The 26,174-nt window shown below is 42.1% G+C and carries 19 protein-coding genes; 16 read left to right on the top strand and 3 right to left on the bottom strand.

Features of this window, described 5'->3' with window-relative positions; genetic code table 11:
- Window positions 1-1,131: 1,131 nt before the first annotated feature.
- Window positions 1,132-2,112, bottom strand: a complete 981-nt coding sequence (locus M987_RS22785; protein ID WP_014063950.1) for a ParB/RepB/Spo0J family plasmid partition protein — start codon at window positions 2,110-2,112, stop codon at window positions 1,132-1,134.
- The gene (sopA, locus tag M987_RS22780) at window positions 2,112-3,278 is read right to left on the bottom strand and encodes a plasmid-partitioning protein SopA (protein ID WP_014063949.1); all 1,167 of its coding nucleotides are present in this window, start codon (window positions 3,276-3,278) and stop codon (window positions 2,112-2,114) included. The genes M987_RS22785 and sopA overlap by 1 nt, the downstream gene beginning before the upstream one ends.
- Before the next feature lie 756 nt (window positions 3,279-4,034).
- On the opposite strand from sopA, the gene M987_RS22770 reads away from it, so the two are divergent.
- A complete protein-coding gene (locus M987_RS22770) occupies window positions 4,035-5,045 on the top strand; it encodes a RepB family plasmid replication initiator protein (protein WP_014063948.1) in 1,011 nt (336 codons plus the stop codon).
- A 253-nt stretch (window positions 5,046-5,298) separates the two neighbouring features.
- Here M987_RS22770 and M987_RS22765 read toward each other — a convergent pair whose 3' ends face one another.
- Window positions 5,299-6,039 (bottom strand): tyrosine-type recombinase/integrase, encoded by a 741-nt coding sequence (locus M987_RS22765; protein WP_014063947.1) that lies wholly within the window; start codon window positions 6,037-6,039, stop codon window positions 5,299-5,301.
- 797 nt (window positions 6,040-6,836) lie between these two features.
- Between M987_RS22765 and tssB the strand changes: the two genes are divergently transcribed.
- The 15 genes from tssB (at window position 6,837) to M987_RS22695 (ending at window position 25,631) form a co-directional block, all read left to right on the top strand.
- Window positions 6,837-7,343 carry a type VI secretion system contractile sheath small subunit gene (gene tssB, locus M987_RS22760; protein WP_014063946.1) on the top strand — a complete coding sequence of 169 codons (507 nt, stop codon included), beginning with the start codon at window positions 6,837-6,839 and terminating at the stop codon, window positions 7,341-7,343.
- Complete coding sequence (gene tssC, locus M987_RS22755; protein WP_014063945.1) at window positions 7,333-8,814, top strand: type VI secretion system contractile sheath large subunit; 1,482 nt, start codon at window positions 7,333-7,335, stop codon at window positions 8,812-8,814. The genes tssB and tssC overlap by 11 nt, the downstream gene beginning before the upstream one ends.
- A 24-nt stretch (window positions 8,815-8,838) precedes the next feature.
- Window positions 8,839-9,321, top strand: coding sequence for a hypothetical protein (locus M987_RS22750; RefSeq protein ID WP_014063944.1), 483 nt, complete (start codon window positions 8,839-8,841; stop codon window positions 9,319-9,321).
- A 53-nt stretch (window positions 9,322-9,374) separates the two neighbouring features.
- Window positions 9,375-9,788 (top strand): GPW/gp25 family protein, encoded by a 414-nt coding sequence (locus M987_RS22745; protein ID WP_014063943.1) that lies wholly within the window; start codon window positions 9,375-9,377, stop codon window positions 9,786-9,788.
- A complete protein-coding gene (gene tssF / locus M987_RS22740) occupies window positions 9,781-11,577 on the top strand; it encodes a type VI secretion system baseplate subunit TssF (RefSeq protein WP_014063942.1) in 1,797 nt (598 codons plus the stop codon). Before M987_RS22745 ends, tssF begins: the two co-directional genes overlap by 8 nt.
- On the top strand, window positions 11,568-12,521 hold the full coding sequence (tssG, locus tag M987_RS22735) for a type VI secretion system baseplate subunit TssG (RefSeq protein ID WP_014063941.1): 954 nt from the start codon (window positions 11,568-11,570) through the stop codon (window positions 12,519-12,521). The genes tssF and tssG overlap by 10 nt, the downstream gene beginning before the upstream one ends.
- A gap of 2 nt (window positions 12,522-12,523) precedes the next feature.
- A complete protein-coding gene (locus tag M987_RS22730; RefSeq protein WP_014063940.1) occupies window positions 12,524-14,365 on the top strand; it encodes a type VI secretion system Vgr family protein in 1,842 nt (613 codons plus the stop codon).
- A 169-nt stretch (window positions 14,366-14,534) separates the two neighbouring features.
- Window positions 14,535-14,834 (top strand): PAAR domain-containing protein, encoded by a 300-nt coding sequence (locus M987_RS24315; RefSeq protein ID WP_014063939.1) that lies wholly within the window; start codon window positions 14,535-14,537, stop codon window positions 14,832-14,834.
- Window positions 14,835-14,837: 3 nt separating this feature from the next.
- Window positions 14,838-15,902, top strand: a complete 1,065-nt coding sequence (tssA, locus tag M987_RS22725) for a type VI secretion system protein TssA (RefSeq protein WP_014063938.1) — start codon at window positions 14,838-14,840, stop codon at window positions 15,900-15,902.
- Window positions 15,899-16,558 (top strand): type VI secretion lipoprotein TssJ, encoded by a 660-nt coding sequence (locus M987_RS22720; RefSeq protein WP_014063937.1) that lies wholly within the window; start codon window positions 15,899-15,901, stop codon window positions 16,556-16,558. Before tssA ends, M987_RS22720 begins: the two co-directional genes overlap by 4 nt.
- On the top strand, window positions 16,548-17,921 hold the full coding sequence (tssK, locus tag M987_RS22715) for a type VI secretion system baseplate subunit TssK (protein ID WP_014063936.1): 1,374 nt from the start codon (window positions 16,548-16,550) through the stop codon (window positions 17,919-17,921). Before M987_RS22720 ends, tssK begins: the two co-directional genes overlap by 11 nt.
- Window positions 17,922-17,923: 2 nt before the next feature.
- Complete coding sequence (locus M987_RS22710; RefSeq protein WP_014063935.1) at window positions 17,924-18,532, top strand: DotU family type IV/VI secretion system protein; 609 nt, start codon at window positions 17,924-17,926, stop codon at window positions 18,530-18,532.
- A gap of 8 nt (window positions 18,533-18,540) precedes the next feature.
- On the top strand, window positions 18,541-21,975 hold the full coding sequence (locus M987_RS22705; protein ID WP_014063934.1) for a type VI secretion protein IcmF/TssM N-terminal domain-containing protein: 3,435 nt from the start codon (window positions 18,541-18,543) through the stop codon (window positions 21,973-21,975).
- 19 nt (window positions 21,976-21,994) lie between these two features.
- The gene (gene tssH / locus M987_RS22700; protein WP_014063933.1) at window positions 21,995-24,529 is read left to right on the top strand and encodes a type VI secretion system ATPase TssH; all 2,535 of its coding nucleotides are present in this window, start codon (window positions 21,995-21,997) and stop codon (window positions 24,527-24,529) included.
- The gene (locus M987_RS22695) at window positions 24,516-25,631 is read left to right on the top strand and encodes a VasL domain-containing protein (RefSeq protein ID WP_014063932.1); all 1,116 of its coding nucleotides are present in this window, start codon (window positions 24,516-24,518) and stop codon (window positions 25,629-25,631) included. Before tssH ends, M987_RS22695 begins: the two co-directional genes overlap by 14 nt.
- Window positions 25,632-26,174: the final 543 nt, after the last annotated feature.

Genomic DNA, 26,174 nt, shown 5'->3' with positions numbered 1-26,174 from the left:
CTCGATAAATAAGCTCAGTGAGCCTCAGTTCCATATGGTACTGGCCCTGACACCAGATAGCCTGGCCACAACACAAACACTGTTGCCCCTCCTGCCCGTGAAGGAATTGAGCGACATTAGCAACCGAACTGAAAAAAACTCCAGGAGATGAATAATGAACCCTGTATTCCGTTTGAGGAAACGCCAGCTCTGAAAGAGCATATTGTCTGCCGCCGAAGTTTTGGTGAAAGGATGAAAAAATTACGGCTCATTCCAACAGTGAGCGCAAGTATTATCGGAACATTCCCGTATTAGTAAAATTCCCCCACCTTTAACATCTGGGATGTCTACGCAATTGATGAAGATCCCTGTCCGCATCAACCATTCAGGACAGGGTGTCATTCTGGCCATTACGCCATCTTGGTAGCTGAATATGATGTCCCCCGCGTACACCATACACTGGAAAGATATCCCCATTTGGAAGCTCAGTTAAACTCTGCATTTAAGAGAGAGCCAGTTGTGCTCGACGCAGCCGAACGACAGGGCGAAGCCCGCGAGTGAGCGAGGAAGCACCAGGGTAACTGAACTAACATAATCTACAAACGCACCACACTTAAGGAATATATTTGGCTTCTATACATTTATTTCAAATTCACAATATGCATGAAGTAGAGATCTACTTGATTCAATTAACTACAGTCAGTCGTTTCACCTCGTTTGATTTCCGTATATAAATGTTCATGGGACCATGGTCCCAGTCTCATCGAAGGATGGTGGGGTTTCAGTCTGGGATGCTGATGCCGTACTGTTGAATGCATATCTGCGATCCGGTGTGGGACCATGGTCCCAGTCTCATCGAAAGACGATGGGGTTTCGGTCTGGGATGCTGATGCCGTAGTGTTGAATGCAGCTCTGTGACAGGTGGGACCATGGTCCCAGTCTCATCAAAGAACAGTGAGGTTTCGGTCTGGGATGCAGATGTCGTACTGTTGAATGCAGCTCTGCGACAGGTGGGACCATGGTCCCAGATCGCTTTAAGCAGATTATGTGCACTGGGCGTTGCTGTTCAGGACTAAAATCAGACCCGGAACAGCAACATCTTCAGACAGGGATAGCAATTAAGAGGTTAAGAAAAGGGGGGGACATTTCTGATTATAAAGATTTATTTTGCTGTAATTCCCGAAGTATACCCTCGATTTTTTCTATGCACTCTGCCGGCAAACGCGTCTTATCAAGGTTAAATATAACCTTATCCCCTTTGTAGAGAACGGATGCTCCTGGCACAAACTGATGCCGCGTACTGAGATTAACTTTTGCACTGGAACTCTCTTTCAGTTTTCCAGTCAGTAACCCGATGACCTCATCGCCTTCAAAGATCACACCCGCTTTTTTCTGTTCGTGAAGCTGAGCGGTTAATTGCTGCAGCAAATCTTCTTTTCCGGTAAATGCCTTGTACAAAGCCTCACCGGCCCGGGCAGAAAGTTCACCTGGATGTATAAAGAGGGCGACGACGGGTTTCGGTAAGCGTGCAGTGTTTATGCAGCGAGTGATGATCTTGCGGGAAATGTTTTCTGCATCAGCAAGAGCTGAAACATTTCCGCCAAACTCATTTTCCAGCCGGTATGCGTATCGTTTACCACGCTCATAAGCACTGGTAGGCCGATAGTCATTACCCAGGCGGGATAATGCCATCATCTGTTCATCATCGAGATCGCCGACCAGAATTCGGTAATCGGAAGAGGTCAGTATGGCTGCTTTGCGACGACGGCTTCCATCAGCGACCTCAATGACCCCCGATACACGACGTCCGAATGCAGGAGTTTGCTGACCACTCAACAAGAAAGAGGGGATCAGATCATCAAGCGCGTCTTCTGTCAGCAGTTCCTGGTCACGCTCGTTGCCGGACCAGACCCTTGAAGCCGTTTCAGCAGTATCACCCGGAATGGCCTCGAGGGTAAATTTCACTTCACGGCCACAGACCGGAAGTAAAATGGAATTTCCCCGAGCCATCGCACCGACCCGTGCAATTAGCGAATCAACCATCGGTGCTGCGGGAGCAACGGAAGCTGGCTGCTCGATTTCTGCAGGTGCGTTTTTCACTGAATGTTTTGGAATGACAGGCGCACGTTTCATTATCTGATCTCCCAGCGAGGTTTAATCAGGCGATCAAAAATTTCATTACAGACTGGCTCCCAAATGGCAAGTGCATTTCGCCATGCACCCGTTGAGGAACGCTGATCGATAGCCTGTTCAAAAACAGTTCTCATACGGATCTGACCTTTACCGACCTCATCAGTCTCACGCACCACGTTTTTGAGAACCATACTACCCCAGGCATCGCGGATCTGCTCTTCCATCCAGGGCGACTGTGAACCGTTGTTGTTGCTGTACTTGGTGAGCAAAATTCTGACATCAGGCTCAAACCCCTGCAGATCAACGTTTTTTAACAGATCGCGCAGCATGTCAAAAAACTGCAGGGCAGAGGTGTAATCGAAAAGCTCTGCTGGGGTCGGGACGATCAGGACATCTGCAGCACATACCACATTGATGGTGCCAATACCCAGGTTTGGTGCACTGTCGATAACAATGACATCATAATCATGAGCAACTGTCTCGATTGCAAGGCGGAGCATCATATGGGGTTCTGTCGGTAACTTTCCGTCGTCATAGCGACCCATAAGCTCTGTTTCGATACGATGCAGCGCCAGGCATGAAGGAATAATATCAAGCCCTGGCCAGCAGGTGGGTTTTACCGCATAGGCGGCATCATCACGCTCACCCAGATAAAAGGGAAGTAACGTGTCTTCAGCATGGATGTGCAAATCAGGGACCCATCCGTGATACATGGAAGCCGTACCCTGCGGATCATTACCTTCGACGAGCAGAACGCGGAGTCCTTTTAATGCCAGGTCCTGAGCTAAATGGACTGATACCGAAGTTTTATAAACGCCACCTTTATGTGCAGCAACACCAATGACCGGGGGAACACTGTCATCAGGCCGACGCAGGCGTGTACCAAAAACATCGCGCATATGGTTAATCTGTTCGATCGTGTAACCCACTCTTTGCTCAACCCGGCCACGCATTTCCATATCCGGGTGAGGGAGGCGACCTGCTTTTTCAGCATCACGAATTGCCTGGGATGAGACGCCAATTAAATCGGCAGCTTCTCCAACACGCCAGCGACGCGTAATTTTTCTTGCCTCAGGGCTGTCATCATTAAACTGAGCAACTGCAATAGCTTTCGTCATTTCATGACCGGCTGCTATGCACTGATCGAGCGTATTCATCAATCCCATTGTACATTCCTTGAACTTAACTTTGCATAGATATATTAAATCTTGATAAAACAAGCAAAGCAACAGTAAATTTGCAAACCGAATCAAAAAATGCAAAGTTGGTCAAAATGTGAGTCTGATTGAACCTGAGATTGTTCATCAAGAATGTACTGACATATCTCAGTCAATATCTGCCGCTCGCCGCAGTAAGGATGCGAACGCAGATCGTATCCGTCGAGGAAGCGGAATAGCTGCGTAATTATATGATCCACCTGACGCTCTTTGGCCGAAAGGGTATGCGATGATGAATTTGAGTAATTAAAAATTGACTGTCATATGCGGTATATTGACTGCGGTATGATTGATGTTGTGAAATGAAAATGGTGACTTTCTGGTCATTTCTGCATACCACAGTCAATTTTATGGTTTATCAGTAACGTTCTTTTGCTTCTTCTGCCTGTGAGGTAACTGGTCATGATATGGAATCTTTGCTGTGAGGTGTGCATTCGGATTTTTACTCAGGTTATTCATAGGGTAGATCCAGTAATTGATCCTTAAGGAGATCATAGTGAGATCAAAAAGAGATCCCCGGATCGTGCGAAGCACTGTTATTCCTGGGCTGAAAGGGTGACCTCATTTACTGAGGTATGTCAGATATTGACTGTTGTGTGCGATCTCACATATTGCGGTATGCAGTTGTATTAACTGGGGTATGTATTTCCGTTGACTGAGATATGCGTATATACTTGCTTTTGTGGATAACTCTCGGTGTTTAAAATGGCTAAGGAAAATAATGAGTTACCTCTGAATCTTGAGGAGGTGAACAAAACAACAGGCGAAGTTGTTAAGCTGGATGTCAACAGCGCCAGTACCGTTCAGCCTGTCGCGCTCATGAGGCTTGGTCTCTTCGTTCCTACGTTAAAATCAACATCCAGGAGCAAGACTAACCGCAAAAACGTCACAGATGCGACTGAGGAGCTCGTACAGCTCTCTATTGCTAAAAGTGAAGGGTATACCGATGTCAGGATCACAGGATCGCGTCTTGATATGGATACGGACTTCAAAGTCTGGCTCGGGATCATTCGCTCGATGTCTGAGTGCGGGGTGAAAAATGACACACTGGAGTTATCCTTTGTCGAATTCGTGAAGATGTGTGGTTTCGATTCCCGCCGTTCGAACAAGAAAATGCGCGATCGAATCAGTAATTCACTGTTTAAACTGGCCTCAGTTACCCTCAAATTTCAGAGCGAGACGAAAGGGTGGACGACACACCTGGTACAGTCTGCCTATTACGACATAAACGAGGATGTTGTTGAGATCAAGGCTGAGCCTAAGCTCTTCGAGCTGTATCACATGGACAGGCGGGTGCTGTTGCGACTGAAAGCCATCGATGCCCTGCAGCGCAAGGAGTCTGCTCAGGCACTCTACACCTACATTGAAAGCCTCCCACAGAATCCTGCGCCTATTTCCATGAAACGCATGCGGGACAGGCTGAATCTGACGTCAAACGTCTATACGCAGAATCACACGGTTCGCAAAGCCATGACACAGCTGAAGGATATCGGTTATCTGGATTACACCGAGTTCAAGCGTGGCCGCTCCACATACTTCAGTGTGCATTATCGTAATTCAAAACTTATCAGTAGTACGGTGAAAGTTCCGCGCAAGACTGAAGAGGAAACGCCGGAACAGAATTACGATGAGGTGATTAACGCCCTGAAAGCCGCGGGTATTGATCCCCAGAAACTGGCAAAGGCCCTCGCCAGTGTCAAACCAGATAATGACTGAGGTATGCAGAATTTCGCAATATTGACAGTGGTATGTAGTGCGCATACCACTGTCAATTTTTCCTCCTGCTAAGCCCCTCCCGTTCATCCACAAAATTGACTGTCGTATGCAGATTCGGTTTCAGGAATGAAAATGTTGACTATGGTATGTGGTGTCATGGGACTCTTGTCCCTGATATTGACTGCGGCATGTTCCCGGGCGCACCACAGTCAATATCCTGTGAGGGTGATTAGGCTTCTTTGTCCTGACTGGTCTATTTGTCAGGGGGTAACGAACGCAGAATATCCGCAGCATCACGCCCATCTCCGGTAAACGGAACGGCAATGGTTGCGGCCAGCTCCAGCGCAAACACCCGGGTATAAACCTCCATTGAACGCGGATCCTTGTGGCCAACAAGTGACTGAATGACTTTTTTAGGCTGGCGATGATAGAGCATGTGCATGATATAGCTGTGCCGGAACGTATGAGGTGTTACTGGGATGGAGAAATGAACACCGTCACTGGCGGCGCGCTGGATCCCCTGTTTTAACCAGTTTCTCATCGTTTCATCGGTGACGGACCACAAGGGTTCCCGGCGTTTAGGCCGTATTGTGATCATCCAGCTCTGCAACTGGCGTACATAGTTTGCATCTGTCAGCGGTACCAGGCGAACCTCATCTTTCGGGGGGCGCCTCCTGCGGGCACGCACTTTTTCTGACAGCACCTTCACGAATGGCCGCAACCCGTCCAGATCAAATGACTCTGGGGTCAGTGTTCTGGCTTCTCCTATACGTATGCCAGTATTCCACATGGTGGCGAATAACATGTGATGACGCTGATCGGGCATATAAAAGAGGAGGGCACTCACTTCCGGCGCCAGCAGATAGGCTGGCGTGACGCCGGAGGAAGTGGCCATCCGTCGTAATGCTACAGCGGTCGAAAAATCAACGCCCGGAGCGATGGGAAGAATGGAGACGCGTTCTGGTGAATTCTGCAGGGGAATGACGTTGTTCATCGGTTATTTTTCACGTAGCGCACGCACTGGTTATGGATACAGGTATTCTGGTCTGAATCCTGCGATCCTGCCATCACAATAAATCGCAGCGCGCGGATCCTTTTATTGTCTTTATATGCATTATTGCGGGTAAAACCAAATCAGTAAAGGATCCTTTTTGAGAGTAAAACCACCATAAACCTAGATATGACGCGGCTTCCAGGATGTTTCGCCTTTTTGGGAGAAATGGGGTAAAACCTGGACAAACAGGACTGTTGGGCTAAACGTAGGGAAAGAAGCGATACACAACAAAAAACGAGACGTATTGCTACTATGAAAACAGAGTAACCACGATCAGTAGCTTGTCTGACAACTTCAATTTCACACTCTTCGGGATAACACCTGCCGCCCATAGGCACCTGTATTTAACCATCTTAATTGGCTCTAAAGTGTCTGTTAAACCTGTCACGATTCAATGTATTACACATCTCATAGATATTTTTTTCATACCATGTTGACATTCTGATTCCTATACTTACTTTTAAGAATATAGGGTAGGAATATGCGAGAGGACTATTAAATTATCAGCTTAAGATTTTGGCTAAGTTAATACGGAAATGTCATATTAAATTATACCAGAACATAAGAGCCAATTTAACATCAAGATGCAAATTGCGTAGCGTGCAAACAGCAAAGTGTGCTTGTATTTGGACAGTGCTGGAATATACCAGATAACTTATGAAGCAGACAAATTTTGTTTGAATGCTAGCATCAATGAATACAGCATATCCCTTATTATACAAGTTACGAGAGTACATATGAGTAATACACAACATAAATTAGATAAAGCAAGACCGCCAAGAGTACAAATCACTTATGATGTAGAAATTGGGGATGCAACAGAAGCTAAGGAACTACCCTTAGTTATTGGTGTAATGGGTGATTTCACCGAAAGCTCAGACAGTTTGAGAGACAGAAAATTTGTCAGTGTGGACAAGGACAATTTTGATGAAATAATGTCATCAATGATGCCTTCTGCAGAATTTCAAGTGGAAAGTGTATTGCCGGGAAAGGAAGGTTATATTCCTGTATCTCTAACATTTAATAGTATGGAGGATTTCTCGCCAGCCAGTATTGCCCACCAGGTCGAACCTTTGAAACAGTTGTTAGAACTTAGAGAGCAATTATCTGATTTGCGAAACCGAGTTGCCAGTAATGAACGTCTGAAAGAACAGTTATTGGCAATTGTAGAAAAGGAAAATGTCAGCTATTCAGAAGGAAATCAGGATCAAACTAAACAACCTGGAGACGATAATGAACAATGAGAGAATAGCGACTTTATCAGAAGGAAATGCTGTAACGGAAAGTTACTTAGACCAGATTATTGATAACACACAGGCTATCCGAAGAGAGTCTGATCGCGGCAGGGTTCGCTTACAGTTGAATAATTTTCTGGAAGAAGTTGTTTCAGGCTCGGTAGTTATATCAAGCAACCTGATTGGTAGTATAGAAGAAAGAATAGTAGCAATTGATGAACTTTTGTCTAAGCAGATTAGTGTGATTATGCATAACACTGCATTTCAGAAGAGAGAATCCTCTTGGCGCGGACTTCAAAAACTAATTAAAGCCAGTGTTACTGATAATACGAAAATTCGCTTATTACAATGCAATAAACAAGATTTAATTAAGGATTTCAGATCGGCATCTGATTTTGATCAGTCAATGCTATTTAAGTGTGTATATGAAAGTGAATATGGAACTTTCGGCGGTGTGCCTTTTTCTGCTTTTGTTGGCGACTTTGAGTTTGATAATACACCACAAGATATTGACCTATTAGAACAAATTTCTCATGTGGCAGCGGCAGCTCATGCTCCATTTTTCAGTGCTGCTGCACCAGGTATGTTGTCTATGAATAGTTTCACGGATATGTCAAGGCCACGTGATATGGCTAAACTTTTTGAAACTACTGATTATGCGCGTTGGCGCTCATTCCGACAGACTGATGATAGTCGTTATGTTGGACTTACATTACCTAAAGTACTCGGCCGTTTACCTTACGGTACAAAAACAATACCCGTGGAGTCATTCAGTTTCGAAGAGAACATAGCGGAAAATGAAAGCAGTACTGATTATCTGTGGGTCAATGCTGCCTATGAATTAGCAGAAAGAGTTGTAAGTTCTTTTGAGGACTATGGGTGGTGCGCTGCAATCAGAGGTGTGGAAGGCGGGGGACTCGTTAATGCACTTCCTGCTTATAACTACATCTCAGAAAATGGTGAGCGTTTGATGCAATGTCCAACTCAGGTTGCAATCTCTGACCGCCGTGAAAAAGAATTGTCAGATTTGGGATTTATTCCTCTTGTACACTGTAAGGGGACTGACTATGCAGTATTCTTCGCTGTCCAGTCAGTAAATAAACCGCGCTTATATAATTCAGATGAGGCAAATGCAAATGCTAAGCTTACCTCACAACTTCCGTACATTCTAGTCACATCAAGATTTGCTCATTACCTAAAGTCTATGGTTCGTGACAAAGTGGGTAGTTTTATGTCACGTACAGAATGTCAGGACTATCTCCAGAAATGGATTATGAAGTATGTTGTGGCTTCAGATGTTGCAGGGGCGACAACCAAAGCACGCTACCCATTGCGTGATGCACGTATCGAAGTTGTTGATGTCCCTGGTTCACCAGGAACATATCGAGCAATTGCGTATATAAAACCACACTTCCAGTTGGAAGGAGTCAACATGTCACTAAGGCTGGTAGCTGACTTACCTGCAGCAGCTAGTTCTTAATCATCACAACGAGAGGAAAGGAAAATGGCATCATTACCTAATTGTCAATTTTTTAAAATATCAGCAGATGGAAAAGAACTTAAAGGATATAGTAAAGATGATGAATACAAAAACTATATTGAAGGATACTCATTAGGATCTGTGTCAAGTTATAAATCAGCCTACGGACATGAGTTCGATCCGGTTTCAGCTCGTATTCTAGTTAAACCTGGAGATGTTGGTGAGCTCTATGGGAAATTTCTGGATAAAGAAACCCATAAATTTGAGGTAACAATAGTGCATCGTACAACAAATGGTAATAAACCATTTGAGCACAAAATTAATGTGTACTCAGGTTGTACTATAGAATCACTAGCTATTGTAGCAATGGAAGATGGAAATACTTTTTATGACCTAACTTTCACTTTTGGTAAAGTCAGTGTAGAACTGAACGCTATTGGAGATGATGGTAAGCCTGAGAAGATCGGACCTTACGTGTACAACGTAGTGGAAAGTAAAAGCGAGTAGCAAGAATATTAAGCAGTGCCCAGGTGCTGCTTATTCAATAGGATGATTGATTTATGTCGTTGTTACAGCTACTTAGCGATAACAATCCAACTGATGAAAGTGATAGCTATACGGAAGAAAATCAAATCAAATTCCTACTTGATGAATTAAAAATGTTGTTTTCATCTCGCACTTTCTTCACATATATAGGAGATGTACCTCTTGTAAACTCTTCTATATTAAATTACGGCATAGATGAAAATATGGTAGAGGGAAATATCAACAATCAACAGTTTGACTTGATCGAACAATATATCGAGATCTTATTATCAAGATTCGAACCAAGATTCGCTAGTGTCTCAGTGGCCATAAACAAAGTGACAATTTTCAAAGTTTATATAGAGATAAGCGCGTGGTATGAAAATTACCCTATAAAATTAATGCTTGACTGGGATATAGAACGCAGGAGATTTAACTTAAATGAATAGAATACTTTCATACTACCAAAAGGAGCTGGCTTTCTTAAAAAAACACGGTAAAGCATTTGCAGAACAGTATCCAAAAATTGCACGTCGTCTTGGATTTAATGATGGTACATCAGAAGACCCACATGTCGAAAGATTGCTAGAGTCATTTGCCTTACTTACTTCACGCATCCATCAAAGGCTTGATGATGATATGCCCGAGTTGACCGAAGCACTGTTGACAAGCGTAGCGCCTCAATTTTTAAGGTCTAAGCCATCCACATGTATTGTTGAGATAGAGCCGGATCGTAATCTTAGTAGCATTACAGATAAAAGCATAATTCCTGCAGGAGTGCAACTGTACACGCGTAACATTACAGAAGCTGTATGCAATTTCCAGACTATATATCCTGTAACCTTATTACCTCTTACTGTAGAGGAAGCCAATCTTTATTTTAGTGATGATGACCTTCTTTGGCATCTGGGGCTTAAATTTAAAGTATGGGCCGGTGGTAAAATTGAAGGCGAACCTTTACGTTTTTTTCTACATGGCCAAAGTAATGTTGTAAATATCATATACACACTAATTTGTTCAGAAATTAACAAATTAACACTAAAATTGGAAGGTAAAATATATGAGTTGAAAAAATCAGATATCAGCACTGTTGGATTTGAACAAAGTGACGTATTCATTATTGATGACCCGCGTGTGGCACCAATTCATACATTGCTGCAAAATTATTTTTTCTTTCCAAGTATGTTTCATTTTATAGATGTTAAATTACCTAGTGAATTTAATGCAACAGCAAGTGCTGTTTTTGACATCGAGATTACCTTTAATCGTATGCATTTAACACATATGCTTGAAAAGTTGGTTAACACTATTGATGCTCAGTTCTTTCGACTCAACTGTACACCTGCAGTAAATATATTTCCTCAGAGAGCGGAGCCTATAGCGCTGAGCGAGAATACAGCGGAATACCCGGTTATTGTGGATCATCGTAAAAGACACACGATTTCGGTGTGGGCAATTAATAATGTATATATACAGAGGAAACAGGACAATACAGTCATCACAATGCCTGTTCAACCATTATTAGGAATCGATTATTCACGAAACGAAGGAGCATGTGATTTTTTTTGGCAAAGTTTTGTTCGTGGAACAGGTAATGCTACAAGCCCTTATAATATGTTTATATCATTCTCAGACAGGAATAATAGTAACAGTAAGATATCAACGCTTGACTTAGTCTCTATTAATCTGACCTGCACTAACCACAATGTACCAAACCTGATGGTTAACGGTCATCCTGAGGGGGATTTCGAGTCTGATCTGCCAATACCAGCACTGAAAATACGCGCATTAAGTAAACCTACACGTCCTGTTTCGCCACCGGAAAAAGGTGAAATGCTTTGGCGATTAGTATCTTTACTTTCCTTAAATTATACACTTCTAAATGGTCACGAAGGCGCTAAGGTCCTACGAGAACAGTTAAAATTGTATAATTGGAACGATAATCCATCCATAACGAAAATGATAAATTTAATAACATATATTGACGTAGAACCAGTAGTATCAAGGATTATAAAAAATGATCCTCAGTCCTTAGCGCGTGGCATATCAATTACTCTGACTTTCAGCGATGAAGCTTTGAATGAACCTGAATACTACCTTATGTGTTGTTTTATTGAGAGATATCTTGCTCTCCATGCCCCAGTGAATAGTTTTACGAAGGTTACAACTAAAATTGAACATGAAGAACATACGCTTCGACATTGGCCAGTGCGTGCAGGTAAATTAGCATGGATCTAATAACGATAGTAAGTAAATTCAATTTTTATCAACAGGTGAGAACCTTGTTGCATAAACTTCGTACTGATGAATTATCTGGAACAGAAGTGTTGGATAAAAAGATTCACTTTGTGTCAACGCTGTCTCTTGACTCTCCCGATGGTCAAGTAGCGAAAATTGAGCATGATGTTGCAGGTGATTCCGTTGTAGTAACAGTGAATATGAATGGCCTGACTGGTGCTATGGGTGCTTTACCAACTGCGTATAGTGAGTGGTTGTTAGAACGCCACCACATTTACAGCGATAAGAGTGCGAAAGCATTTTTAGATATATTTGGCCATCGATTATATTGTCTTGACTATTTAGCCTGGCAAAAAAATCATCTTTATGCACGAGTTGAAGTCGAGAGAGAGAAACCTCTGCATCGGGCAAATTTGGCACTTACTGGACTATTAAACTCACGCTCAATATTTGACTCGGAGCACTATGCACATTTGTTCTCATCCTCTGTTAAATCAATGGTCAATCTTGAAGTATGGCTAGGGCATTACTATGGAGTCACAGTTCATATCACACCTTTTGTAGGCAGATGGAGTTCTGTAGATTGTAACGAAACTTGCCTCTTAGGAATGGCGGAACAACCGCTAGGAATAGCTCCAATGCTTGGTCACTTTCGCTGGGACATACAGTCATACTTCAATATTACGTTTGGTCCAATATACGAAAGTGATTCATACCCATATCTTCCTGATGGGGAGTTATATCAGGAACTTTGGAATCGAATTTTTTATTACGTAGGCCCGGGGCTTAATTTTAAGGTCTTCCTTAATATTGTAGGTGGCATTCCTTCTTCACTTGGAGAAGAACAATTAGGTAGACATATGTGTATTGGTTCTAAAGAAAAATCACGACTTCTTCAGGTTTGTAAACCCTTCAATTTTGATAACATGATGAAAGGAAAGTGAAAATGTCTCTAATACCACAGCTAGTTGGAAAGCAGGAAAATCACTTTCTACAGTGGAATGGATCACTGTCATCTGACTGGGTTTTGCTGTCAATATCTGGTCATGAGTCCATCTCAGCTCCTTATTCTTTTGATGCCGTATCGATGACTTCTCTAAGTGATGAAGAAATATCTAAAATTCATGGACAGAAAGTCTCATGTCGGATAGGTGATAGTTCGGATAAGAAGTTTAGTAGAAATATTCACGGAGTAGTGACACTCATTCAAAGTGATAAGCAAACGGGCTTGGATGGTAACTCAATTTGCATACTTAGAATTGAGCCTTCCTTTGCACTATTACGAATGGGGCTTTCGATGCGTGTATGGAAGAATATCACTGTTCCTGATTTAGTGAAAGAGTTACTTTCAGAGAATAAGATATATCAGCTAGATATCAAGCTTCATAATACATATCAGAAGCGGGAATATTGTATTCAATATCGTGAGTCAGATTTTGAATTTATTAGTAGATTGATGGAAGAAGAAGGTATTTATTATTATTTTGTACATGAATCACAACAACATAGAATGGTTCTTGCAGATCAACCATCAAGTCATCCTGAGAGTCGTTGTTCATTTATCCGTTGGCATAATCAAAGAATTTCATTGCCAGAGGGTTGTGTCTATAACTGGAAGTCAATGTCTAATATAATCCCTGGCGAAGTGATATTCCTAGGATATAATATTCAACAAGCTAAAATAATGATAGGAGATTCTAGTTCGAAAGATGAGTTTAGCAAAATTAATAATATAGCCTATAGAGATATGTTGCCAGTTTCAGAACGGACATTACTTATAGAAAAAGCTAAAGCGAGGATGGAAGCATTTGACACAAATACGAGCTTTTTCACAGCTAGTACTAATGCGTATTGGTTGAGTTGCGGCGAGTATTTTAATCTGACTGAGCATCCTGAGTATAATGGTATGTATCGACTTCAGGATATTTCAATCAATGCTACCAACAGTACTGGTGATGATGTAGGTGTATTTAATGCTGATATTAAGTTGTTACGGCATAATGTAAACTGGCGTCCTGTGTGTACTAAATATCCACCTAATATTTCAGGTGTTTTAACTGCAAAAGTTGTCGGTCCTGATGGTGAAGATGTTCATACAGATGAGTTTGGAAGAATTAAAATACAATTTCAGTGGGATTTGAAAAATGCAGGAGAGGGTAAAGATTCTTGTTGGGTTCGTGTATCTCAACCCTGGAGCGGAAATATGTTTGGAATGCAATTTATACCACGTGTAGGAAGTGAGGTTTTAGTAAGTTTCATTCAAGGAAATCCAGACTATCCACTTGTCACTGGTACTGTATATAATGGTCAGAATAAACCTCCTTTCCCTCTTCCAGTTGAAAAATTCGAGTCTGGGTTAGTATCTCGTAGCATTAAGGGTGTTATTGGTGAGGGGCATCGTCTCAGTTTTAATGATAAAAAGGGGGAGGAGAAACTTATTATATCGGCACAAAAAGATTATATTTTGAGGGTTCGAAATGATGCTACAACCTATGTTGAACATGAATTTAATAAAACAATAGGTGGAGGCAGAACCACAACTATCAATAATGGTGACGACACTCTTGAACTTAAAAATGGAAAGTACTTGTTGAGCGTAAATAATGGTGGCGTCTGTATTGATGCAGGGGATAAGATGGAGTTTAAAGTTGGTTCAAACGAAATCACTATTTCATCTAATGGTATTACTATAAAAGGTAAGACTATAAGCATTCAAGGCCAGGATATGGTCGATATAGGTGGTGAAATCTCTACGGTTATAAAAGGTAAAACTATTAATATTGGCTGATATATCCGTTTAGTTTTCTGAATTAATTTCATTATATATTAGTTAAGGGTTGTAGGAGGAGTGTTAGGAAATGTGAATACTTTCTTTGTGATAACATTTCTATTCGTATTGAGTTAGTTTTCAAAATAACTAATGAACGATGTTCAGATAACATTATATGGAACGCACAATGAGCAAACCAGCAGCGCGAGTTTCAGATATGCATACATGTCCAGCCGTCACACCAGGTGTGCCGCCAGTTCCACATGTTGGAGGACCTATTTTGCCTCCTGGGTCCACTACGGTGCTCATTGGTGGACTGCCCGCTGCAACTGTTGGGGATTTGTTAGTCTGTAATGGACCTACGGACAACATAGTCTCTGGTAGCAGCAAAGTATTTATTTGCGGGAAACCTGCAGCACGTCTGGGAGACTCTTGTGGCCATGGTGGCATGATTTCTACAGGTTGCCCTACTGTTCTTATTGGATAAAATATGAAAACAATGCAACAAGAAATAGCTGTGTTACTGGCTCCCATTACACCAGACGTACCCGCTGGTAAAAATATAGAGTACGAGCAAATTTATGATGATATTCGTAAAGCGCGCGAAAGCGATAATGATGATGTCCATCAAGATATGTGGGGGGTTGCCGATCCGCGACGTGCTGACTGGCATAAAGTCCTAAGACTCTGCGAAACAGCCTTAACCCAGATGAGTAAAGACCTGCAAGTTTCTTGCTGGTTTGTTGAGGCATTGACACACTTGAAAGGTCTCGCAGGTGCTGAAGTGGGATTAAATTTTCTTGGGGAGTTTATTTCACGTTTCTGGTTCCAGTGTTGGCCTGCTCTGGATGATGAAGGGGCTGCCTTTCGTAACGGGAAGCTTAATCGTCTCGACCGTGATCTCAGCCTGACACTGAGCAATTTTCAGCTCCTGCAAGTTCCTGAATCATCGCTATCCCACTGGCGAAAGATTTTAGCTTTTGAACATAAAATTGCTGTAAATCCGAAGTCACGCGATGATCATATTGCAATGGACGGCGACTTAACGATGGAAACTTTTTCCCGTACAGCGTCCACATTTTCATCGGTTGAACTCAGCTTGCAAGCAGGTATTTTGCAAGGTATCTATGTTAATTTAAACCGGTTGGAGGAATGTTATTTTACTCTTAGCCAGGAAGAGCCTCAGGGCCTGTTCTTAATGACAAGAAAGACCATTGATGATATTTCTGATTTTCTACAAAACCTAGCTCAAAGAATATCTCCTGCTGTATCTGAAACTATGACCTGGAGTATGGCTCCTGAGTCTGATATTCCTTCAGTAAGTGATAGAGGTGATTTTAGTAACGAGATATATTCTCGAGAGAAAGCTATTAGTCAAATGCTTTCAATAGCACATTTTTTCCGTCAGACAGAGCCCTCAAGTCCCGTACCATTTCTGATAGAACGTGCTGTACGTTGGACTAATATGACATTGTCAGAATGGCTTGAGGAAATGTTAAGTGATAATAATAGTCTGAAAGAAATTAATAATGTTTTAAAAGGACAGCAACAGTGAATACTACAGTTATCCGCTTACTGTTTATCAGTTCCTTTATGGTTCTCGATGGTTGCTCGCTTGATGTTGCACATACTGCGTCTACAAAGCAACAGGCTATAAATGAAGTGAAGGCACCTTATATGCAAGCTGCTATCACAGTAAATATCAGCGCAACTCCGGAGCTTAACGCATTAGATGATATAGCAAATAGTTGTTCTTTGCTTGTTATTCAGGCGGAAAAACCTAGTGTACTAGACAAAATATTAAATAATCCATCACAGTTGAAAACTCTGTTTAGTGGAAGTAGTGAAGATGAGATTCTAAAAATCGACCGATATTCCGTTATGCCAAGTCAGCAGACAACTTTGCACATCGACCGTACAGAGAACACGCGTTATATTGCAATCGTTGCTGGCTACTATCCTTTCCCTAAAAAGCAACACATGTCTATTGTAAGGATTCCTGTGACCACATCGAGCAAAGGGTTGTGGACTAAATCGTGGTATGCAGAGATGGCACCTTTAATTATCAATATCAGCTTAGGAAGCCAGAGTATTACGAATTTAACTACTTCTCCTTCACAATCAGATAGTGAACAAGTCAAAGGCAGTGAAGAACCAATGAACCTTGATACAAGAACACCTGAGACAGGAGTTAAAGAAAATGCATCCTGAGCAACAGCAGGTGTACTGGTATTCCGGGTTGTATCTTCAACCACAACACCTACAATCCTTGGATCTTCATCATACTTATATGTTATCTCAACAGCGGCAGGTATCTCAACCGTGGAATGTAGGGATATTACATTGCGAAATAAATTATGATACATTGGTCGATTTTTCTTTAAATATTGACAGATTACAGTTGATTTTACCATCAGGTATTTATCTTGAGTATCCCGGTAATTGTATAATTGAGTCTCGTCAATTTCGTGATATCTGGAGAAAGCGTGAAAAGCCCTTTACACTATGGCTTGTTCTGCGCCGTTTTGATCCCAATCATCAGAATGTAAGTGCTGGGTCAAATAGTCGCTGGATTAGTACAGTTCCTGATACTGAAATGAAAGATATATATCACTCAGGACCTGAGTGTGCTGTGTCGCGTATTATTTATAATGTTAGAATATTAAGTGATGAGGAAGTAGAGAGTGCAGTAGACAGTGAATGTATACGATTTATTAGGCTTCGTTATGATAATGACCGTGTTATATATGACCCAACTTTTAGTCCTCCTGCGGTTACACTTTCAGGCACTCCAAGCCTGAGAAAGATTCTTGATGGATTATATGCAGAACTTAGTAGCAGGGCTCGTACTTTGGAGGAATATAAACGTCCAGGATTGTTGAGTATCGGGAGCAGAAACCCAGTTGATACAAACCAGTTGCTTGTGATGCGTACACTAAATCGTATCGTACCTCTGTTTGGGCATTACCTCAGAACACCGATGATTCATCCATGGCAAATTTACGGAATCTTGGTGCAACTTATCGGTGAACTTTCTTCATTTAATGACATGTGTTCATTTTCCGGTGAATGGCTTGATGGCGGTTCCCCAGTGTTGCCTTACGACCACCTATCTTTATTTGATTCCTTCAATAGTGTTAAGCAAACCTTGTTATCTTTGCTGAATGGACTTGCTCTTGAGGATACTGTGTATATTAAACTTATTCGAGATAACCAAGGTGCATATATTGGGGATCTTAAAACGCATGAATTTTCTAATGCTAGTACTGTACTGCTTCTCCTTCAGACCAATAAACCCCCTGTTTTGTCAGATAATTCTTCATTAAACGGGGAGTTTAAAATATCAACGCAGGAAGATCTGCGAACACTAGTTTCTCATTCCTTACCTGGCCTTTCATCACACTTGATTACCCCCTCTCCAAGAGGAGTTCCAAATCGCGAGGATTTTTACTACTTTTCGATCGACAAGAATGATCCTGTCTGGAGAAGTATTGAAAAGAACCGGAATATTGCCTTCTATTGGGCTGAAGCACCTGATGACTTACAAGTTCAACTTGTCTTTATGGAGTCATAAATATGGAACTTCTCAACTGCTACTTGCCTGTTTTCAGACTGGGTGCTTGTCTGAACTCGAAATCAGAAAATACTGAGGTTTATGAGGATTTTCGACAGAAGTGTGTTTCATGTCTAGAACAAGCTAAAAAGGATGCTGAAGAGTGTGATGTATCGGAAATTGAGCGAGAGCTTGCACTGTTTGCTGTGGTGGTTTGGTTAGATGAAATCGTTTTATGCTCAACTAAGCCTATTGCACAAGTATGGCGTATAGAATTGTTACAACGAAGCTATTTTCAGACATCAATTGGTGGTGAGCTATTTTTCGATCGAATGAGTAAGTTAGAAGAAGCCCATATCGAGGCAAGACGGGTTTTTGTTTTTTGTCTTTTGAATGGTTTTCGAGGGAAATACAATTCGGAACCGGAATTAGACGAGGTAATATATTACCAACGTGAGTTATGTTTACCAGGAGAATGGCAAGTATGGCCGAATGAAGCTTCAATAACACCTATTGAAATACAGAAGAGACCTTTTACTACGTCAACTATAAACTACGTCGGATTGGCAGTACTGTGTATTGGGCTGACTTACGTCACTTTTTTGGCGTTCATGTTTACTTATTTCTACTAAGATATCATATGATTAAAAAACTTTTTGTTTTCACCGGATGGTTACTGACTATATGTATGGTATTAGCCTTCTGTGTTGCTGGGGCATTATGGCTTGAATGGAGTACCCTCACAACTTTATTTGTGTGGATATCTATACTAGTTACAGGTGTTTTGCTTTGGGGTTTTGCAACATGGTTGAATACTTTTTTTAGAGAAAATACATTAAAAAGTTTTTTGCGGAAGTTTCGTCTATCACGGCAAGAATACGTACTTTACAAACTTTGGAGAAAGGGGGTGTCCGTGATAAAGAGTATTCAGCGTAAACGTACATCTATACCCTGGTATATTTTTATGGGTGAACGTTGTGGTAAATCATCTTTACTCGCCGGATCAGGTTTACCGATGTTCACTAACAGTTCAGATGATTATTTAGTTACTCCTACCCATACATTGCGATGGTGGTTTTTTCGTAATGTATGTATCCTTGACCTTTCTAGTAATTTTCTGTGCGGAACATCTTCTTTTCAACGCTCATGGGATAAGCTAGTTGGATGGATATCTCGAGGCCCTGCACCCGCAGGAATAATAGTTGGCATCGACATAGATGATCTATTAAATGATGAAGGAGGTATTCTTCATGATAAAGCCAGAAGAATCCGCTCTCAAATAGAACCACTTACACGCAGATTAAAGCGACAACTCCCTGTTTATATTTTAATCACTCAATGTGATAAAATGGATGGGTTTAAAGTTTGGAGTCAAAAATTATCAATTTCGCAAATTCAACAAGTTCTTGGTCATTACTGGCAGGAATCTCCTGATATTGACGGTAAGGATGATTCAACACTGTATCCATTGTTTGAAAACTTGAAGACTGGGCTCGACTTTGCGCGATTTAGTATGAGTGACACTTCTATGTCGTCCAGTGAACGAGCAATCCTTCTGGATTTCCCTGAGTCTTTTTCCCGTATCAAAAAGAGTTTAACACTTTTTCTCGCATCTCTCTGTGAACCAAATGTCTATTTTTCCGCTATATCTCTGGGTGGCGTGTGGTTTACTGCCTCAGAAGTACAGGATAGTAACAAAAGTCGCCGTACTTCCTATTTCATTAACGATTTACTCACCCAGCATCTCTCGGTTTTCAGCCAATCACGGGATGTTGTTTGGTATCACAATACTAAATTACGGTATTTTTTTATCAGTGTTTTTTTGTTGGGAACCATGACATTATTAGGAATCAGTGCGGTAAGTAGTGCTAAACTTATGAAGGGTAGCATACATTCTCTTTCTCAATCTGAATTGACAAACCTACTAGTTAAGAATGAAAGTCATCAGGATTCACCTTTATTTTACTTACCATTTCTTCCAGTTTTGGACTACCAGCATAATAGAATAGAATCATCGATAGTTTTAAAAATTCGTCCTCGTCCCCGTGATTTTTCTTATGTAATAGAGGAATATAAAAACCAAGTCATAAATGCAAATCCTGGTAATCAACGCATGATGATCCTCAATCTTGCCCAAGCAATTATTACTTATGAACAAATGCTTGACGGAACTAAGTTGGAGAATCTTAATCAGTTACCAGCTATTCCCGATGAACTTCATATCAGTGTAACTGAGTCGTTCACAACATCACTTGAGCGTCTTGTTGCGGACCGATGGATGCTGAGGCAACCATCCGGTGCAGGCTATATAAAATCCCTGCGGAGCTTGCTTGCATCCCTCATTAACTATGATCCTTCCCTTATGTGGCTTACTGCTCCAATACAGTATCCTCCTGATATCAATTCAAGTGACTATTGGCATGACTTACCAGGAACAGTAATACTTTCTGGGATCTGGACTCGTCAAGGGGAGGAACAGATCAATGTATGGGTCGATCTGCTCAATTTGGCCCTCGAAGGTACTCAGAATGAATCTGTTCTGAAAACTTTTCTTCAGAACCTTCCCGTAAAGCGGCAAGATGCCTGGCGCGGATTCTTACTGGGAGTAATGCCTTTATTACAGGACACTAAACCTCATTCGTTATCAACTGATCAACTTATTAGTATTGGCGAAGGGCAGAGTTCAGCAATGAAATTCTCTCATCGTATAAATGATGAGCTCGATAATGTAAACCCTAGCATGGCTCAATCATGGCTAAATGAGCTCCGCCAATTACAGAAACTACCTTCATATACCTCGGAGCCTGTTATGTTTCAGAAAGCGCGTCAGGCAGATATACAACTTCGTAGTAAATTAACAGCTTGGTTGTTCAAGGGAAAACTTCCTGTACCTGAAAATTCTGTCGCCCAACAAATTGATGCCTGGAAAGTTTGGCGTCTCTCGCTCAACAATGTTGTCGTACAGGCCATAAGTCAGGCTACGCTTTCACCATCATTAACACAGGGGTTATTTGTTCCTGCAACTAAGTCTGCCACTGGTAATCCCCAGATAGCGTTGTTCACTAACTTTGATAAATTGCGCAAATCTTTACACTCCTATTCTCAGGAACCAGGGATTGATGCAGTCTGGTCGCTGTATAGAAATGATGCCGACTTGTTATTAGCTCACTCTATGGCACGCTCTGCTTGCTGGCTAAATGAACAATGGAAAAGTAAAGTTTTGTGGCCAATGAGCAAAGATGCTTCCGCGCAGGATTATGACAGCAGACAAGCTTTGAGTTGGCAATACATTAGTGATTTTATTCGTAATTCGACCAAAGGATTACTTATTGTCTCTGAACAGGGGCCAAAGTCAGGTGAATTTCAGGGGCAGACTCTCCCACTGAATGCTGATTTTTTGAGGGTCGCGCGTTATATGTTAAACCCTGAAGATATTCTAGATGCACCTGAACATACAAATACGTTGACGGGGGACAAACTTGCAATTATCGAGGATCAAATAACTACGTTGACCAAACAGCTGAATACCCTTACAGAAAAAATATTCCAAGTAACAATTATAAGTGGCCCTGCTACAATTCCTGAGAAAGCTCGTTTGGTACCGATTGGCTCCAGCCTGACGCTTGTTTGCCAGAATGGTTCGCAAATTATTGACAGTATGAACTTTGCAGAACATGCGCAATTCAATTGGCAACCAGGTCTATGCCAAGGCGTAAAACTAGATGTTAAATTCCCCGGCTTCACTGCAACATATCGTTATACAGGCAATAGTGCATGGCCTGACTTTATCTCAGATCTTGTTAGTGGTGAGGCTCTACTTGATACCAATAATTTTGATGATGGTATTGATTTACTTGAAGAATTAGGTATCAAACATGTACTTGTACGTTTCAAAATTATGAACCAACAACCTCTGCAAGAAGCTTGGTCTGAATGGAATAGTCTTGATGAAAAAATTATGGTTCTTATACAACAACAGCAATCTCTTAAAGAACAACTAGAGATTCAGCAACCTTCTGCGGCACTCAGAGGGAGATTTTCTGAGCTTCCTAAAAATGTAGCAGAGTGCAATTAATATACTGGAATATACTCATATGAATAACTATTTAAAAAGAATTGTCGAGAAGTTCACACCCGAAAGCAGAATTTGTCTTGATGCAGCAATCAGCCAGGCTATTTCTCGCTCACACTATGAAATAGAGGTAGAACATCTTTTATTTACTCTTATTACCCATAATAGTGAACTAATGGAGTCTTTAAGTCTAGGGGCAGGCCTGGCCCCGGATACTCTTTTGCGGACTGTTCAGCAAATGTTGGATTCGTTCCGTAACGGTAACACCAATTCTCCTGTGTTCTCATCAAGACTGGTGCAATGGCTTGAAAAGTCTTGGTTACATGCAAGTGCTGGCTGGGGACAAACACTTCTGGCCCCACATGCGCTCATTGCTTGTTTGATTGATGAAGAAGCGGTTCCGGGTCTAGTGAGTAGCGTACGACTGGCGCTGAAATGCAATCACAAGAATGCTGAGAAGCTGCTTAGTTCCGCGTGTTTTATTCCTTCAGATGATATTTCCCGAATTACTGAAACACCCGTTACATCCCTAGATAAGTATACTCGAAACCTGAGTTTGCTTGCGCGTGAAGGCAAGCTTGATCCTGTTAAGGGCCGTGAGACAGAAATTCGACAAATGATCGATATACTGCTTCGCCGTCGCCAGAATAACCCGATTCTTACTGGTGAACCTGGCGTAGGGAAAACGGCCCTCCTTGAGGGGCTAGCTCTTAGAATTGCTGCCGGCACTGTGCCGGATATGATTAAACCCATGGAAGTACTGACACTTGATCTCGGATTATTGCAAGCTGGGGCAAGCGTTAAAGGTGAGTTTGAAAATCGCGTTCAGTTGTTATTAAAAGAAATCTCAAGTGCCCCTCAACCTGTTGTCTTATTTATTGATGAGGCACATATGTTGATCGGTGCCGGAGGACCGCCTGGCCAACAAGATGTGGCTAACTTGTTAAAACCGGCTCTGGCTCGTGGAGAGTTACGTGTGGTTGCAGCCACTACGTGGGCGGAATATAAAAAGTATATTGAAAAAGATGCTGCTCTTACACGACGTTTCCAGGTTGTAAAGGTTGAAGAACCCGGTATCGATATCGCTACGGCTATGTTACGGGCTGTCGTCCCCTCAATGTCTAATCATCACGGGGTTACTATTCTAGAAAGTGCTGTACACGCAGCAGTTGAATTATCTAATCGCTATATCGCCGGAAGACAGTTACCTGATAAGTGCATTAGCCTTCTTGATACGGCATGTGCTCGTGTGGCAGTCTCCCAATCGCATAAACCGAAGGAAATTGAACACGCAGATTCCTTGTTGACTAACCTTGTGGAAGAACGTACGGCGCTGGCTAAAGAAGGGGGGCATGAGCACCGGCTGGCAAGTCTGGCGCAGCGTGAAAATGAACTTAATGTCACCCTTGAGCAACTCGTGGCATTATGGGAACAACAAAAGCTACTTGTACAACGTTTGCGGCTAAGTGACAACGCTAATGACATTCTCAGATGGAGACAGGAACTTTCTGCACTTCATCAGTCGCAGGCATTTGTTTTTGAATGTGTTGATGCAACCTGTATTGCAGATGTTGTTTCAAGTTGGACTGGTGTTCCCCTCGGTCGAATGGTCGAAAAAGAATATCACCAGTTGAAAGAGCTTCTCTCACGTCTTGAGACACGTGTTATTGGCCAGTCTCATGCTCTTGCTACTGTTGCTACACAAATACGAGTCAGCCGGGCCAATCTCAGTGACCCTTCAAAGCCAACAGGTGTTTTTATGCTGGCGGGCCCCTCGGGAGTTGGGAAAACCGAAACGGCTATTATCCTAGCGGAACTGTTGTACGGCGGTGAGCAAAGCCTGGTTACTATTAATATGTCTGAGTATCAGGAAGCTCACAGCATATCCGGTTTGAAAGGAACGCCACCTGGATATGTAGGGTATGGCCAAGGCGGTATATTGACTGAAGCTGTAAAGCGAAATCCGTACAGCGTAGTACTCCTTGATGAAGTTGAAAAAGCTCATCCGGATGTAATGGAGTTGTTCTATCAGGTCTTTGATAAGGGAGTAATTGAGGATTCGGAAGGGCAGCTTATAAATTTCCGCAATACACTTATTATAATGACCTCTAATCTGGCGAGTGCCCAGATTGTTACCTCATGTGCATCAGGTGAATCATCCCCTGATGCATTGTGCGAATTAATACGCCCTGAATTCGAACGTGTTTTTCGACCGGCGCTTATGGGGCGGGTTAAGCTTATACCTTATTTACCTCTGGAGCCTAAAGTACTGTCTCAAATAATCAAGCTTAAGCTTGATAATATATGTAAAAGATATCTTTCTGCCAGTGAAAATATGGTGAGTCTAATCTATAGCGATAGTGTGGTTGCTTGGATTTCTAAGAAATGTCAGATAAACCAAAGCGGCGCCAGAGATATCGACCAAATGCTCATTCAGCATATCCTTCCGTTACTAGCCGACAAGTTACTGCTAGAGGATAAAACTACAGTGAAAACGATAAGAATTAGTATCAATAGAGATAAGGTGACTGTGAGGAGGTTAAATGAAAATGAATAATTACTCAGGATTATCTGATGATATAAAAATTAACAGTCATGATCCTCGACCTTATGGAGAATTTTTGCTGCTTAGCTATAATATTAAAAACTGGAAGAACCACTCTCGAGACGGATCGTGGTGGCTCACTCAGGAAACTCTCAGCCTGGATATATTCCAGAGGTATGGTTATGACCTACAGAGTGGTGTTTGGTTTAGTCTTATAAGTTGTCACCGGCATGGTTGGTCCGGCGTAGCTAGTGCTTCCCTCTTATTGGCCGAAGGATTTAGTAAGAACCAACGTCAATGCTGGCCACCGACTGCAGCAAGAGATTTACGACAAGGTATTCTTGAGTGGTACAGTAAACACACGGCTACCAGCATTTATGGATTACCTTTAACAAGTGCTGTAGTTGAAACTCTTACTCATCTTGAGAAGGCTATATCAATGCTATTTGAGTATGCACAGTTATTACAGTCGCGTTGTCAGACAGACTTACGAAATTTGCTTGACTACCTTCAGTCTAATAAGCGCACGCTGCAAAAACGTGAACTTTTAACAAAAGTAGAACTTTCTGAATTCCCCGTCATACAGAGTTCTCTATCTTTACCAATAAAATTACGTCCTCCTTATCCATGGAAAGATTATTTTTATGGTGGTTTGGCAGGTATTATCTTTACTGTTGTAGTAATATATTTAGTTTGCTGGTTATATAAGCCATCAACTGCGATTAGCCTCGGGCAGTTATGGCCTGATAACCGTTACTCTTTGTATTGGGAGAGAAAACTTACTGAGAAAACATCCACTCTACCGACGACTGATAGTTGGGTGCTTATTAACAGACAACTAGATTCCCTAGAACAGCGTCTACTTGATGCTGAGCAAAAGCGTAAACCATATATGACAATATCAGAGTTGAAGACGTCTATTTATCAGATGCGTGCAACTCTTCGCGATGGAGGCGAACCCGTACAGGCCCAACTTTATGAATTACAGAATAAAATTAACAGTGATCAGGTTGTTAGTGATACGGAAATTAACGAAATAGCTGTGCATCTAGATGCGCTTAATAGTCGTTTGATTCAATTATCAGGAATGAGGGAAAGCATGAAGAAAAATTAGCTATCGATGGTCCACCCCTTCCGCAACTACTGAAATTTCTTTCATCATAACGAGGCCTACTTAAAGGCCTCAGGAGTTATGCATCGCGTCTCAGTTGTTGAATAATGCAAATTAGATTTTTCTTCCGGGTCGAACTGTAAGCATATTCGTTTTATTTTCTTCACGTACTCTATAGAATCCCCGATTTTTCAACCTTCAACCGATACTTTTCGGCGCCGGCTATTCAAGTCAGATTCGATCAACAATGCCTCGTTGCACACGTCCCCTGACGTTTCCCGGTTCCGGGCGCTCCCCCCGGAGGGAGGCCAGAGCCTGCGCGCAGCGATGTCACGGGAGACAGACCTCCCCGGGCCGGTTCACCGGTTTCCCTTTCTGGCGCCAGGGCAGATATGCCACCTGACTTCTGTCCCTGAAAGCTGTCCTGTCCGGAAGCTTATTGTGCGTCCCGAATTAAGGCGTATAGTTGACGGTTTTTTGGCTGTTCCCGACGGCATTCAGCCGGTTCAGGGGGCAGAATTCAGGGGAAACGCCCGCCGCATGATA

It is taken from the genome of Enterobacter soli ATCC BAA-2102 (assembly GCF_001654845.1).
GTDB lineage: Bacteria > Pseudomonadota > Gammaproteobacteria > Enterobacterales > Enterobacteriaceae > Enterobacter > Enterobacter soli.
This window is presented reverse-complemented; position numbering and strand designations above follow the sequence as displayed.

Excerpts from the sequence above, each read along its gene's own strand:
- M987_RS22770 (WP_014063948.1), top strand. The coding sequence starts at position 4,035 with ATGGCTAAGGAAAATAATGAGTTACCTCTGAATCTTGAGGAGGTGAAC.
- M987_RS24315 (WP_014063939.1), top strand. The coding sequence starts at position 14,535 with ATGAGCAAACCAGCAGCGCGAGTTTCAGATATGCATACATGTCCAGCC.
- M987_RS22730 (WP_014063940.1), top strand. The coding sequence starts at position 12,524 with ATGTCTCTAATACCACAGCTAGTTGGAAAGCAGGAAAATCACTTTCTA.
- M987_RS22745 (WP_014063943.1), top strand. The coding sequence starts at position 9,375 with ATGTCGTTGTTACAGCTACTTAGCGATAACAATCCAACTGATGAAAGT.
- tssK (WP_014063936.1), top strand. The coding sequence starts at position 16,548 with ATGCATCCTGAGCAACAGCAGGTGTACTGGTATTCCGGGTTGTATCTT.
- tssG (WP_014063941.1), top strand. The coding sequence starts at position 11,568 with ATGGATCTAATAACGATAGTAAGTAAATTCAATTTTTATCAACAGGTG.
- M987_RS22710 (WP_014063935.1), top strand. The coding sequence starts at position 17,924 with ATGGAACTTCTCAACTGCTACTTGCCTGTTTTCAGACTGGGTGCTTGT.
- sopA (WP_014063949.1), bottom strand. The coding sequence starts at position 3,278 with ATGGGATTGATGAATACGCTCGATCAGTGCATAGCAGCCGGTCATGAA.
- tssB (WP_014063946.1), top strand. The coding sequence starts at position 6,837 with ATGAGTAATACACAACATAAATTAGATAAAGCAAGACCGCCAAGAGTA.
- tssC (WP_014063945.1), top strand. The coding sequence starts at position 7,333 with ATGAACAATGAGAGAATAGCGACTTTATCAGAAGGAAATGCTGTAACG.
- M987_RS22705 (WP_014063934.1), top strand. The coding sequence starts at position 18,541 with ATGATTAAAAAACTTTTTGTTTTCACCGGATGGTTACTGACTATATGT.
- tssA (WP_014063938.1), top strand. The coding sequence starts at position 14,838 with ATGAAAACAATGCAACAAGAAATAGCTGTGTTACTGGCTCCCATTACA.
- M987_RS22750 (WP_014063944.1), top strand. The coding sequence starts at position 8,839 with ATGGCATCATTACCTAATTGTCAATTTTTTAAAATATCAGCAGATGGA.
- M987_RS22785 (WP_014063950.1), bottom strand. The coding sequence starts at position 2,112 with ATGAAACGTGCGCCTGTCATTCCAAAACATTCAGTGAAAAACGCACCT.
- M987_RS22765 (WP_014063947.1), bottom strand. The coding sequence starts at position 6,039 with ATGAACAACGTCATTCCCCTGCAGAATTCACCAGAACGCGTCTCCATT.
- tssH (WP_014063933.1), top strand. The coding sequence starts at position 21,995 with ATGAATAACTATTTAAAAAGAATTGTCGAGAAGTTCACACCCGAAAGC.
- tssF (WP_014063942.1), top strand. The coding sequence starts at position 9,781 with ATGAATAGAATACTTTCATACTACCAAAAGGAGCTGGCTTTCTTAAAA.
- M987_RS22695 (WP_014063932.1), top strand. The coding sequence starts at position 24,516 with ATGAAAATGAATAATTACTCAGGATTATCTGATGATATAAAAATTAAC.